We start from the raw sequence: 11,371 nt of genomic DNA, 5'->3' as shown, positions 1-11,371 counted from the left end.
TGGAACGCGGTACTACAGAACTCTGTTACTTAAGCATCAGATAATAGGCTGGATTTATGGCCAAACTCTGGCGCTGCCCTACATCGCGCCGGCTTCGTCCTCAAAACCGTCGTCGCCATTGCCCTCTGAGCCACCGTTTTCGAGGAACTTTTCGGCGATCAACCCGGCATTCTGCCTGAGCGCCAGCTCGATCTCGCGCGCGGTGTCGGGATTGTCGCGCAGGAACAGTTTGGCGTTCTCGCGGCCCTGGCCGAGACGCTGCGAATTATAGGAGAACCAGGCGCCCGACTTCTCGACCACACCGGCCTTGACGCCGAGATCGACCAGCTCGCCAGTCTTGGAGACGCCCTCGCCATACATGATGTCGAACTCGACCACCTTGAAGGGCGGCGCCAGCTTGTTCTTGACCACCTTGACGCGGGTCTGGTTGCCGACCACCTCGTCGCGATCCTTGACCGAGCCGATACGGCGGATGTCGAGACGCACCGAGGCGTAGAATTTCAGCGCGTTGCCGCCGGTCGTCGTCTCGGGCGAACCGAACATGACGCCGATCTTCATGCGGATCTGGTTGATGAAGATGACCATGGTGTTGGAGCGAGAGATCGAGGCGGTCAGCTTGCGCAGCGCCTGGCTCATCAGGCGGGCCTGCAGGCCGGGCAAGGAATCGCCCATCTCGCCCTCGATTTCGGCGCGCGGCGTCAGCGCCGCCACCGAATCGACCACCAGCACGTCGATGGCGCCGGAACGCACCAGCGTGTCGCAAATCTCCAGCGCCTGCTCGCCGGTGTCGGGCTGCGAGATCAGCAGGTTTTCAAGATCGACGCCGAGCTTGCGGGCGTAGACCGGATCGAGCGCATGTTCGGCATCGACGAAGGCGCAGATGCCGCCCTTCTTCTGGGCCTCGGCCACGGTGTGCAGGGCCAGCGTCGTCTTGCCCGAGCTTTCCGGGCCATAGATTTCGATGATACGGCCGCGCGGCAGGCCGCCGACGCCGAGCGCGATGTCGAGGCCGAGCGAGCCTGTCGGCACCGTTTCGATCTCGACGACCTGCTCGTTGGCGCCGAGCCGCATGATCGAGCCCTTGCCGAAAGCCCGCTCGATTTGCGACAGCGCCGCATCCAGAGCCTTTGATTTGTCCACTGCCTTATCCTCTACCAGCCGCAAAGAATTCTGAGCCATGATACATCACCCCTTGGTCGTCAATGAAGGCCGGACAATCCGTAATCCTTGTCATTTTGTACCTTTTTTGTTCTCATTTGGCAAGGGGTGACAACCAATTGAAAAACAAGCGATATCCTGATTTGTTCTTTTTTTGTCTCGCAAACCCGGGCAGGAACAGGCTCCGCCCGGGCAGGAACAGGCTCCGCATTGGGCCAAACAGCTCGATCCTATAGTCCGGCCGAATCGCCGTCCTGCATGCGAAGCTCTGTCGCGCATTGTAGCGCTTGTGCGGCCCCAACAACAAAGGTCATATCGCCGCCATGGTGGAATCCGCGAAGATACTGGCCGTGGGCGGTGCCCATATCGACCGGCGTGGCCAGGTGTCCGGCCTCTATGTGCCGGCCGCCTCCAATCCCGGCACGATGCGCGAGGATGTCGGCGGTGGCGTCTTCAATGCGTTGCGCAGCATGGTGCGGCGCGGCCTCTGCGCATCGCTGCTTTCGGTGCGCGGTGGCGATGCGTCAGCCGATACGGTTTCACGGGCCATCGCCGAGGCTGGCATCGCCGATCTTTCGGCGGTGTTCCTCGACCGTACCACGCCGAGCTACACGGCGCTGATCGACCGCGAGGGCGAACTGATCGTCGGCTTTGCCGACATGGCGCTGTACGACCTGGCTTTTCCCAAGCAGATCAGGCGTTCCAAGATACGCCAGGAAGTGGCCGCCGCGGATGCCATCCTGTGCGACGCCAACCTGCCGTCGGCCGCACTGGAGGGGTTGCTGTCGCTCGCCGCCGATAAACCGGTTTTCGCCATCGCGATTTCGCCGGCCAAGGTGACGCGGCTGATACCGGTGCTCGGCGGGCTGGCCCAACTCTTCATGAACCGACGGGAGGCCGCTGTGCTGGCCGGCGTCAATGCAAGTGCCGGCGAGCAGGAAATGATCGACGGGTTGCGGAGCAGCGGCCTTGCCAGCGGCGTGGTCACGGCAGGCAGTGGCCCTGTGCTGGGTTTCGACGGTACGGGCGCCTTCTCGATCGTGCCGCCTGCCCCCAGAAAAGTCGCCGATGTCACCGGCGCCGGCGACGCGCTGGCGGGCGCGACGGTCGCGGCGCTGCTGCGCGGCCTGCCATTGCGCCAGGCCCTGCGCGAAGGCGTCGCGGCGGCAATCCTGGCCATCGAAAGCGCCAACGCGGTGCCCGAATTCACCGCGTCGAGCTTCGCGGAGGCGCTGGCCCTTGTGCCCGATGCCAGGGAAGTGGCATGAGACCGGCAAATTCATAGAGCGCAGTGGATGCGCCGCACTCCGGATTGGAGATCAGAGATGACGCCAGAAACCGCCCGCCCTTTCATCGATATCCACGCACCGGTGGCGCAAGCCCTGGCCGCCGGGCGTCCGGTGGTGGCGCTCGAAAGCACCATCATCACCCATGGCATGCCCTATCCCGACAATGGCGCCATGGCGGCCAATGTCGAAAAGATCATCGCTGACGGCGGCGCGGTGCCGGCGACGATCGCCGTAATTGGCGGCCGCATCAAGATCGGCCTCTCCGACGGCGAGCGCGAATCGCTGGCGATGACGGGTGACGCCATGAAGCTGTCGCGCGCCGATCTCGGCTTCGCCGTCGCGCAAGGCCGCACCGGGGGCACCACGGTCGCGGCGACCATGATCGCGGCTGACATGGTCGGGATAAAAGTATTCGCCACCGGCGGCATCGGCGGCGTGCACAAGGGCGCGGAAAAGAGTTTCGACATCTCGGCCGACCTCGATGAACTGGCGCGCACGCCGGTCATCGTCGTCTCGGCCGGCGCCAAGGCGATCCTCGACATCGAAAAGACGCTGGAAGTGCTGGAGACGCGCGGCGTGCCCGTCATCGGCCATGGCTGCGAGACGATGCCGGCCTTCTGGTCGCGGCAGTCGCCGTTCCGGGCGCCATTGACGCTGCACAAGCCGGAAGACATCGCGCATTTCTATCAGACGCGCCTGGCTCTGGGTTTGGGCGGCGGCTTGCTGATTGCCAATCCGGTGCCGGAAAACCACGAAATCCCCGCTGAAGAAATGGCGGGCTACATCGAAGCCGCGCAGAAGGCGGCCGAAGCCCTCAACGTCACCGGCAAGGCGGTGACGCCGTTCCTGCTGGGAAAAATCCTCGAACTCACCGGCGGCCGCAGCCTGAAGACGAACATCGCGCTGGTCGAGAACAATGCAAGGCTGGCGGCTGAGATCGCCAAGGCTTTGTAGGTCACTTGCCGGCGCGCCGCCCCGCCTCATAGGCGCGGCGTGCCCAGACCGTCATTTCATCCGGATCGTCAAAAGCGCTGTCGGGAATGCTCCAGTAGGGCATCGCCACCAGCTTGCCGTGGCGCGTGCCGGTATAGGTCCACTGCCGGCAGCCCGCGGATTCGAAATCCGGCGCGCTTTGTTCGTCGGCTTTCAGCAGCAATTCGCCACGCAGGACAATGGCGACGATGACGCCGTCGAAATAGATGCCCTTGCCGCCGAACAGTTTTCGGATGCTGACCGGACCGAGGCCCTCGAACAGTTCGGCGATGCGTTCATTGTCCATGCCGCGATCATGTCACCGGCATTTGGCCTTGTCATCGCCGCAACCAAAATCATGCTGACAGGTTGAGGCTATCCTGTCGGAGATTTTTGCCATGCCTGTGCTGCTCAAGGGGTCCTGTCGCTGCAACGCCGTGCGTTTCGAAGTGGAAAGCCACACGCCCGTGCCGTTCATGCTGTGCTACTGCTCGATCTGCCGCAAGCAGCAGGGCGGCGGCGGTTTCGCCATCAATCTCGGCGCCGACTACGAAACGCTGAACATCAGGGGCAAGAGAAACCTTGGCGTCTATCGCGCCGAGATCGAGGACGACGAGCATCCCAACTGCGAGGTCTCGACCGGCGAGCGCAATTTTTGCCGCAAATGCGGGTCGGCGCTCTGGCTCTACGACCCGACCTGGCCGGAACTGGTGCATCCCTTCGCCTCGGCGATCGACAGCGACCTGCCGAAGCCGCCCGAAAAAGTGCATCTGATGCTGAAATACAAGGCGAACTGGGTCGAGCCCGATGTCGGGCCGAAGGACAAGGTGTTCGACGTCTATCCCAAGGAATCGATCGCCGACTGGCACAAGCGGACAGGCATGTGGGTGGATTAGCTTTCTTCTCCCCGTTTACGGGGCCAAGGAAATGCTCAGGCCGAAGCGCGCGCCTCGGCCAAGGCTTTCAGATCGGCGGGCTTCAATTCGACCGATTCGCCGCAGCCGCAGGCCGAACTCTGGTTCGGGTTGCGGAAGGTGAAGCCAGTGCGCAGCGTCGTCTGCTCGAAATCCATCTCGGTGCCGAACAGGAAAAGTGCTGCTTCCGGCGCGACATAGACATGGGCGCCGTCGCGCTCGATGTGGTCGTCCTTGGCGTTCGGCTCGGTCACTAGGTCGACCGTATATTCCATGCCGGCGCAGCCGCCCTTCTTGATGCCGAGGCGAATGCCATGCGCGTTGTCGCGCGTGGCGACGATCTCGCGCACCCGGTCGGCGGCCTTTTCGGTCATCGTGATGACGGCAAAGCGTCCCATGTCTTTCCTTCTCCATTCCATGCAGGTTCAAGGCCTGCCGAATGATTCCTCACCTAAAATGGTGAAGTTTTCTGCCCAGTGCAACCCGATCGAGGCTCTATTTCAAAAGACGGCAATCGAAATTAAATGTCCACTAGGTATGTTCAACGCAACGCCGACGATGACATGGCGGGAAAGCCGAATGCCATTTGACACCAATCGAACGGTTGAGTTTCGCTCATCTCCTGCTCGGCTCGGCTTGGGTGCTATCTTATTGGTGATGGTAGGAACCCTGTGCCTTGCATTAGGCTGGCCGCTACTGCCGGGCATCGCTCCCACTGGTTTCGAACAAATTCTCGGTTGGACAGGTGCAATTTTGTCCGCCGCCACTTTTGTGATTGTCGTAGTGCGTCTTTTCGACTTGAACCGGCCAACGCTAATTTTATCGCCAAAGGGCTTTTGGGACGTCCGCTTGTCGGCCGAATTCATTCCATGGAGCGCCGTGAAGCGCATTTCGGAGCGGAGCCATCGGCGACAAAAGTTCCTTTTGGTAGAAGTCCTGGAGAGCGTCTGGCAGAATTCGTCTTTGACCAAAATGGCGCGCTGGAGTCGGGGACCAAATAGGATGATGGGTCTCGATGCAATGTGTATTGGCACGGGTGATCTCGAGGTCAAATATGACGAGCTGTCCTCAATGATCACAGCTTACGCCAAAGCACACGGCGTCAAAGTCTACTAAGCTCAATACCAGCCCACCGCGACCTGCGCCTCTTCCGACATGCGGTCGGGCGTCCAGGGCGGATCGAAAGTCATGTTGACCTCGACGCCAGACACGCCTTCGACGGCGCCGACGGCATTCTCGACCCAGCCAGGCATTTCGCCGGCCACCGGGCAGCCGGGCGCGGTCAGCGTCATGTCGATCTTGACCGAGCGGTCGTCCTCGACGTCGATCTTGTAGACGAGGCCGAGCTCGTAAATGTCGGCCGGGATTTCCGGGTCGTAGACCGTCTTCAGCGCCGAGACGATGTCATCGGTCAGCCGCGCCAGTTCATCGGCCGGGATGGCCGAGGCGGAAATGACGCTATTGCCGGCGGTTTCCGGCGTAGCTTCGGTGGTGGTGCTCACATCATCCATGGTCGTCACCCGAAAAACTTGCGCGCTTTTTCAAGCGCCTCGGCCAAAGCGTCGACTTCGGCCCTGGTATTATACATGCCGAACGATGCCCTGCATGTGGAGGTTACGCCAAAGCGTTTCAACAGCGGCTGGGCGCAATGGGTGCCCGCGCGGACAGCCACGCCTTGCCTGTCTATCACCATCGAGACGTCATGGGCATGAATACCTCTTAGTTCGAAGGAGATGATGGCGCCCTTGCCAGGCGCATCACCGAAGATGCGCAGCGAATTGATGGCGCGCAGCCGCTCATGGGCATAATTCTTGAGGTCTTCCTCGTGTGCCGCGATGCGATCACGGCCGACAGAGTCCATGTAGTCGAGCGCGGCACCCAGTCCGATCGCCTGGACGATTGGCGGCGTGCCGGCCTCGAAGCGATGCGGCGGGTCGTTGTAGGTGACGATATCTTCCGTCACCTCCTCGATCATCTCGCCGCCGCCCATGAAGGGCCGCATGCCGGCGAGACTATCCTTCTTGCCGTAGAGCACGCCGATGCCCGAAGGGCCGTAGACCTTGTGGCCGGTAAAGACGAAGAAATCGCAATCGAGATCCTGCACGTCGATGGGCATGTGCACGGCGCTCTGGCTGCCGTCGACAAGCACCGGAATGCCGCGGGCGTGAGCGATCCGGACAATCTCCTTGATCGGCGTCACCGTACCCAGCGCATTCGACATCTGCGTGATGGCGACCAGCTTGGTGCGGTCGGTCAGGCGTTTTTCGAATTCCTCGATGTGGAAGACGCCGAGGTCGTCGACCGGCACCCACACCAGCTTGGCGCCCTGGCGTTCGCGGATGAAATGCCACGGCACGATGTTGGAATGGTGCTCCATGATCGACAGCACGATCTCGTCGCCCTCGCCGATATTGGGCATGCCATAACCATAAGCGACGGTGTTGATCGCCGAGGTCGTGTTCGAGGTGAAGACGATGTTGTCGGTGCTTGGCGCATTGAGGAACCGGCGCACCGTTTCTCGCGCCTTCTCATAGGCGTCGGTGGCGGCATTGGAGAGGAAATGCAGGCCGCGATGGACGTTGGCATATTCTTGGCTGTAGGCGTGCTCGATGGTATCCAACACCACTTGCGGCTTCTGCGCCGAGGCGCCGTTGTCGAGATAGACGAGCGGCTTGCCAAAGACTTCGCGCGACAGAATCGGAAAGTCACGGCGGATCGCCTCGACGTCGTAGGGGGTGGTTTCGATCTTCTGGTCCATCACAACTTCATCGCCTCATTCTGCCGCGCACCCTCATCCGACCGCTTCGCGGCGACCGCCCAGGGCGAGTCACTCGCCTCGCCCGCCCTTCAGGCCCCACAAGGGGAGAAGGAAGAGCGCTTTACCTTCTCCCCTTGTGGGAGAAGGTGGATTGGCGCGTAGCGCCAAGACGGATGAGGGGTGGCCTAGCCAGGCCCCATCCAATTTAGCCGTGCGTCACGAACCACTCATCGAGCCGCGCTTCCAGCGCCTCGACGATCGCTTCGTCATCCAGTTCCTCGATCACCTCGGCGACGAACGCCTTGACGAGCAACCCCCGCGCGCTCTTTTCGTCGACGCCGCGCGCCATCAGGTAGAACAAATGATCGTGGTCGATCTCGGTGACCGTCGCGCCATGGCCGCAGACCACGTCGTCGGCAAAGATCTCGAGCTCCGGCTTGGTCGAGAACTCGCCGTCGTCCGACAAAAGCAGCGTGTTGCAAGCCATCTTGGCGTTGGTCTTCTGCGCATATTGATGGACGTTGATGCGGCCCTGGAACACGCCCCGTGCCTTGCCGGTCACCACATTGCGGATGATTTCGGTCGATGCCGTGTGCGGCACGGCATGGTCGAGCACCATGGTGACGTCGGTATGGGTGTCGCCGGCCAGAAGATTGATGCCGCGCAGCTTGAAGTCGGCGCCTTCGCCCGTCGTCTTGACCATGATTTCCTGGCGCACCAGCCTGCCGCCGGCGTTCATGACGAACAGCGTCAGTTTGGCATCCTTGCCGATATGGGCCTTGAACTGCGCCAGATGTGTCGCCGTATCCGGCTGCTCCTGGACGATCAGCCAAGTCACCTCGGTGCCCTCGCCAAGCACGAGCTGGCTGACCGAGCTCGTCAGCGCCGCGCCGTCGCCGGCCTGACGCTCGACGATGACGGCCTTGGCGCCGGTGCCAACCCGCACCGGCAGGCGCACATGGGTCTGGCCACCGGCCTGCAGGTTCTGCAGCTCGATCGGCTTTTCCAATTCAATACCGTCGGCGATATCGACAAAATAGCCGTCGGCAACGAAGGCCGTATTCAGCGCGCCTATGGCATCGTCGCTGCCATAGGGATCGAGCCCCGGCGCGATGCTGCCGTCGGTCAGCTTTTCGGACAGACGCTGGACGCTGACGCCCTCGACGACCGGCGCCTTGGCGCTTGATACGCCGTTCAACAGGGTGAGGACCGTCGAACCCTCGACGATTGGCGCGATGGCTTTCGCGGCGGCGGCCGGATCGAAGTCCGGCACCGCATTCAACAGCCGGCGCAGGTCGGTATAGTGCCAGGATTCGATGCGCCGCGTCGGCAGGCCGTGCTTGACCGCCTCGATGGCGTCATCACGCTTCAGCATCACCGCGCCGTCTCCCGGCAAAAGCGACAGCCGTTCGCCGAAGGCGTCGATCAACGCGGTCTCGGCCGGTGTCCGCTGCGGTTGTGTGTGCATATTCATCAGTCTCGCCTGTCTTTTGGAACAAAATGACTTGGCACGTTACGCGGCTTGCCCGATGACGCCGGCATAACCGTTGGCCTCGAGGTCGAGCGCCAGCGACTTGTCGCCCGACTTGATGACCTGGCCCCTGTAGAGCACATGCACGCTATCAGGCACGATGTGTTCGAGCAGGCGCTGGTAATGGGTGATGACCAGGAACGCCCGGTCCGGCGAGCGCAGTGCGTTGACGCCATCGGAGACAATCTTCAGCGCATCGATGTCGAGGCCGGAATCGGTCTCGTCGAGCACGCACAGTCTCGGCTCCAGCAGCTTCATCTGCAGGATCTCGGCACGCTTCTTCTCGCCGCCGGAGAAGCCGACATTGAGCGGCCGCTTCAGCATCGCCATGTCCATGCTGAGCGAGGCGGCGGCTTCCTTCACCCGCTTCAAAAATTCCGGGATCTTCAGCGGTTCCTCGCCGCGCGCCTTGCGCTGCTCGTTCATCGCCACCTTGAGGAATTCCATGGTCGCCACGCCGGGTATCTCCATCGGATACTGGAAGGCGAGGAAGATGCCGGAAGTGGCGCGTTCGGCCGGATCCATTTCGAGGATCGACTGGCCGTTGTAGAGGATGTCGCCCTCGGTCACCTCATAGTCCTCGCGGCCGGCAAGGATGTAGGAGAGCGTCGATTTGCCCGACCCGTTCGGCCCCATGATCGCGGCGACCTCGCCGGCTTTCACTGTCAGGTTCAGGCCGCGGATGATTTCGGTGCCGTCATCGACGATGCGGGCATGCAGGTTCTTGATCTCAAGCATTGTTCTTTTCTCTGAAATAATCGTCGTAAGTGATCGAATGGTCGGTGTGCCTGCGTTGCAGGGGCTTGAACCACGAGAATGACAGGCCAAGGCTGACCGCGAAGACGCGCACGGTCCAAAGCCGCCACCAATAAACGGCGAACCAGATGTTCTCTCTGGGAATGGACGCGGTCATCAATATCACCCAGCACCGCCATCGACTTTGTGCTGCCCCATCGGTCTCATCCGGGAAACAAAGCCAAACACCAGAATGGCAGCAAAGAAGCAGAGCACTCCCAAGGCAGACAGGGAGCCGCCGACTTGCTTCAGATCCGGAAAGCCGCCGATAGAGCCGACGAGCGCCAACACCGCACCGGCGATAGCAAGGAATAGCGCTATCGCCAATGCACCAAGTAGCGTGTTTCTCAAAACCTTCAGCATCTTCTCGACTAGCCAACCGAGCCTTCCAGCGAGATGCCGATCAGCTTCTGCGCTTCCACCGCGAATTCCATCGGCAGCTGCTGGATGACATCCTTGACGAAGCCGTTCACGATCAGCGCGATGGCTTCCTCTTCCGGGATGCCGCGCTGCATGACGTAGAATTTCTGGTCCTCTGATATTTTCGACGTCGTCGCCTCATGCTCGAACTGCGCCGTCGAGTTCTTGGCTTCCATGTAAGGCACGGTGTGCGCGCCGCACTGGTCGCCGATCAGCAGTGAGTCGCAATTGGTGAAGTTGCGGGCATTGGTCGCCTTGCGGTGCGCCGAGACCTGGCCGCGATAGGTGTTCTGCGAGAAGCCGGCGGCTATACCCTTGGAGATGATGCGGCTCGACGTGTTCTTGCCGAGATGGATCATCTTGGTGCCGCTATCGACCTGCTGGTAGCCGTTCGACACTGCGATCGAATAGAACTCGCCCGAGGAATCGTCGCCGCGCAGGATGCAGCTCGGATATTTCCAGGTGATCGCCGAACCGGTCTCGACCTGCGTCCACGAGATCTTCGAACGATGGCCACGGCAGTCGCCGCGCTTGGTGACGAAGTTGTAGATGCCGCCCTTGCCCTCGGCGTCGCCGGGGTACCAGTTCTGCACCGTCGAATACTTGATCTCGGCATCGTCGAGCGCGACCAGTTCGACCACGGCGGCATGCAACTGGTTCTCGTCGCGCTGCGGCGCCGTGCAGCCCTCGAGATAGGAGACGTAGGCCCCCTCCTCGGCGATGATCAGCGTGCGCTCGAACTGGCCGGTGTTCTTCTCGTTCATACGGAAATAAGTCGACAGCTCCATCGGGCAGCGCACGCCCTTGGGCACGAAGACGAACGAGCCGTCGGTGAACACGGCCGAATTCAGCGTCGCGTAAAAATTGTCGGAGGTCGGCACGACCGAGCCGAGATATTTCTTGACCAGTTCTGGATGCTCGCGGATCGCTTCGGAGATCGAGCAGAAGATGACGCCGGCCTGCGCCAACTCCTTCTTGAAGGTGGTGACGACAGACACGGAATCAAACACGGCGTCGACGGCGACGCGGCCCGATTTGTAGACATTGTCGCTGACTTCCTCGAGCTCCGAGGCGTCGGTCTTCTGCACGCCGGCGAGGATTTCCTGCTCCTTCAACGGAATGCCGAGCTTCTCGTAGACTTTCAAGATCTCGGGATCGACGTCGCTGAGCGAAGTCGGTCCAGGCGTGCTCTTGGGCGCCGCGTAATAGTAGATGTCCTGGAAATCGATCTTGGGATAGTTGACGCGCGCCCAGGTCGGCTCTTCCAGCGTCAGCCAACGCCGATAGGCTTCGAGGCGCCATTCCAGCATCCAGGACGGTTCGTCCTTCTTGGCCGAAATGAAGCGGATGATGTCTTCGCTCAGGCCCTTGGGAGCCTTGTCGACAGCGATCTCGGTCTGGAATCCGTATTTGTATTGGTCGACGTCGATCTTTCGGACCCGATCGATCGTGTCCTGCACAGCAGGCATATGCGTTCTCCATCCACGCCGGGGTCAAGGCCCGACAGTTTTCAAACTATGGCACCGCCGAATGA

General features: G+C 61.4%; 14 protein-coding genes. 4 read left to right on the top strand and 10 right to left on the bottom strand.

What is annotated here, in order from left to right; all coding sequences use genetic code 11:
* Nucleotides 1-78 precede the first annotated feature (78 nt).
* Nucleotides 79-1,179: a recombinase RecA gene (recA, locus tag O7B34_RS06615; protein WP_013895892.1), complete on the bottom strand. Its 1,101-nt coding sequence runs from the start codon at nucleotides 1,177-1,179 to the stop codon at nucleotides 79-81.
* Nucleotides 1,180-1,481: 302 nt separating this feature from the next.
* On the opposite strand from recA, the gene O7B34_RS06610 reads away from it, so the two are divergent.
* Together O7B34_RS06610 and O7B34_RS06605 are read left to right on the top strand one after the other, a co-directional pair.
* Entirely contained in the window at nucleotides 1,482-2,426 is a 945-nt protein-coding gene (locus tag O7B34_RS06610) for a carbohydrate kinase family protein (protein ID WP_337145372.1), read from the top strand.
* A gap of 57 nt (nucleotides 2,427-2,483) precedes the next feature.
* Entirely contained in the window at nucleotides 2,484-3,401 is a 918-nt protein-coding gene (locus tag O7B34_RS06605) for a pseudouridine-5'-phosphate glycosidase (RefSeq protein WP_337145371.1), read from the top strand.
* A 1-nt stretch (nucleotide 3,402) separates the two neighbouring features.
* Here the strand turns inward: O7B34_RS06605 and O7B34_RS06600 are convergent, their stop codons facing one another.
* Nucleotides 3,403-3,726 carry a TfoX/Sxy family protein gene (locus tag O7B34_RS06600; protein WP_337145370.1) on the bottom strand — a complete coding sequence of 108 codons (324 nt, stop codon included), beginning with the start codon at nucleotides 3,724-3,726 and terminating at the stop codon, nucleotides 3,403-3,405.
* A gap of 91 nt (nucleotides 3,727-3,817) precedes the next feature.
* On the opposite strand from O7B34_RS06600, the gene O7B34_RS06595 reads away from it, so the two are divergent.
* Nucleotides 3,818-4,315, top strand: a complete 498-nt coding sequence (locus tag O7B34_RS06595) for a GFA family protein (RefSeq protein WP_337145369.1) — start codon at nucleotides 3,818-3,820, stop codon at nucleotides 4,313-4,315.
* A 35-nt stretch (nucleotides 4,316-4,350) separates the two neighbouring features.
* On the opposite strand, the gene sufA is transcribed toward O7B34_RS06595, so the two are convergent.
* A complete protein-coding gene (gene sufA / locus O7B34_RS06590; RefSeq protein WP_027143660.1) occupies nucleotides 4,351-4,731 on the bottom strand; it encodes a Fe-S cluster assembly scaffold SufA in 381 nt (126 codons plus the stop codon).
* Between sufA and O7B34_RS06585 the strand changes: the two genes are divergently transcribed.
* A complete protein-coding gene (locus tag O7B34_RS06585; RefSeq protein WP_337143382.1) occupies nucleotides 4,730-5,449 on the top strand; it encodes an STM3941 family protein in 720 nt (239 codons plus the stop codon). The two genes, sufA and O7B34_RS06585, sit on opposite strands and share 2 nt — an antisense overlap.
* 2 nt (nucleotides 5,450-5,451) lie before the next feature.
* Here O7B34_RS06585 and O7B34_RS06580 read toward each other — a convergent pair whose 3' ends face one another.
* From O7B34_RS06580 to sufB, 7 genes are all read right to left on the bottom strand, one after another.
* Entirely contained in the window at nucleotides 5,452-5,844 is a 393-nt protein-coding gene (locus O7B34_RS06580) for an SUF system Fe-S cluster assembly protein (protein ID WP_337145368.1), read from the bottom strand.
* 5 nt (nucleotides 5,845-5,849) lie between these two features.
* Nucleotides 5,850-7,091 carry a cysteine desulfurase gene (locus O7B34_RS06575; protein ID WP_337145367.1) on the bottom strand — a complete coding sequence of 414 codons (1,242 nt, stop codon included), beginning with the start codon at nucleotides 7,089-7,091 and terminating at the stop codon, nucleotides 5,850-5,852.
* A 205-nt stretch (nucleotides 7,092-7,296) separates the two neighbouring features.
* The gene (gene sufD, locus O7B34_RS06570) at nucleotides 7,297-8,565 is read right to left on the bottom strand and encodes a Fe-S cluster assembly protein SufD (protein WP_337145366.1); all 1,269 of its coding nucleotides are present in this window, start codon (nucleotides 8,563-8,565) and stop codon (nucleotides 7,297-7,299) included.
* A gap of 39 nt (nucleotides 8,566-8,604) precedes the next feature.
* Nucleotides 8,605-9,360: a Fe-S cluster assembly ATPase SufC gene (gene sufC / locus O7B34_RS06565; protein WP_337145365.1), complete on the bottom strand. Its 756-nt coding sequence runs from the start codon at nucleotides 9,358-9,360 to the stop codon at nucleotides 8,605-8,607.
* Nucleotides 9,353-9,535: a hypothetical protein gene (locus O7B34_RS06560; protein WP_337145364.1), complete on the bottom strand. Its 183-nt coding sequence runs from the start codon at nucleotides 9,533-9,535 to the stop codon at nucleotides 9,353-9,355. Before O7B34_RS06560 ends, sufC begins: the two co-directional genes overlap by 8 nt.
* A 5-nt stretch (nucleotides 9,536-9,540) precedes the next feature.
* Nucleotides 9,541-9,780 carry a hypothetical protein gene (locus O7B34_RS06555; RefSeq protein ID WP_337145363.1) on the bottom strand — a complete coding sequence of 80 codons (240 nt, stop codon included), beginning with the start codon at nucleotides 9,778-9,780 and terminating at the stop codon, nucleotides 9,541-9,543.
* A gap of 8 nt (nucleotides 9,781-9,788) precedes the next feature.
* Entirely contained in the window at nucleotides 9,789-11,306 is a 1,518-nt protein-coding gene (gene sufB / locus O7B34_RS06550) for a Fe-S cluster assembly protein SufB (protein WP_027143655.1), read from the bottom strand.
* Nucleotides 11,307-11,371: the final 65 nt, after the last annotated feature.

This window comes from Mesorhizobium sp. Cs1299R1N3 (genome assembly GCF_037179625.1).
GTDB lineage: Bacteria > Pseudomonadota > Alphaproteobacteria > Rhizobiales > Rhizobiaceae > Mesorhizobium > Mesorhizobium salmacidum.
The sequence above is the reverse complement of the archived record's forward strand: the minus strand, read 5'-3'. Positions and strand labels throughout refer to the sequence as shown.

What these genes read in the sequence shown, in the direction of transcription:
- recA (WP_013895892.1), bottom strand. Translation starts at nt 1,179, where the DNA reads ATGGCTCAGAATTCTTTGCGGCTGGTAGAGGATAAGGCAGTGGACAAA.
- O7B34_RS06610 (WP_337145372.1), top strand. Translation starts at nt 1,482, where the DNA reads ATGGTGGAATCCGCGAAGATACTGGCCGTGGGCGGTGCCCATATCGAC.
- O7B34_RS06605 (WP_337145371.1), top strand. Translation starts at nt 2,484, where the DNA reads ATGACGCCAGAAACCGCCCGCCCTTTCATCGATATCCACGCACCGGTG.
- O7B34_RS06600 (WP_337145370.1), bottom strand. Translation starts at nt 3,726, where the DNA reads ATGGACAATGAACGCATCGCCGAACTGTTCGAGGGCCTCGGTCCGGTC.
- O7B34_RS06595 (WP_337145369.1), top strand. Translation starts at nt 3,818, where the DNA reads ATGCCTGTGCTGCTCAAGGGGTCCTGTCGCTGCAACGCCGTGCGTTTC.
- O7B34_RS06585 (WP_337143382.1), top strand. Translation starts at nt 4,730, where the DNA reads ATGTCTTTCCTTCTCCATTCCATGCAGGTTCAAGGCCTGCCGAATGAT.
- sufA (WP_027143660.1), bottom strand. Translation starts at nt 4,731, where the DNA reads ATGGGACGCTTTGCCGTCATCACGATGACCGAAAAGGCCGCCGACCGG.
- O7B34_RS06580 (WP_337145368.1), bottom strand. Translation starts at nt 5,844, where the DNA reads ATGGATGATGTGAGCACCACCACCGAAGCTACGCCGGAAACCGCCGGC.
- O7B34_RS06575 (WP_337145367.1), bottom strand. Translation starts at nt 7,091, where the DNA reads ATGGACCAGAAGATCGAAACCACCCCCTACGACGTCGAGGCGATCCGC.
- sufD (WP_337145366.1), bottom strand. Translation starts at nt 8,565, where the DNA reads ATGAATATGCACACACAACCGCAGCGGACACCGGCCGAGACCGCGTTG.
- sufC (WP_337145365.1), bottom strand. Translation starts at nt 9,360, where the DNA reads ATGCTTGAGATCAAGAACCTGCATGCCCGCATCGTCGATGACGGCACC.
- O7B34_RS06560 (WP_337145364.1), bottom strand. Translation starts at nt 9,535, where the DNA reads ATGACCGCGTCCATTCCCAGAGAGAACATCTGGTTCGCCGTTTATTGG.
- O7B34_RS06555 (WP_337145363.1), bottom strand. Translation starts at nt 9,780, where the DNA reads ATGCTGAAGGTTTTGAGAAACACGCTACTTGGTGCATTGGCGATAGCG.
- sufB (WP_027143655.1), bottom strand. Translation starts at nt 11,306, where the DNA reads ATGCCTGCTGTGCAGGACACGATCGATCGGGTCCGAAAGATCGACGTC.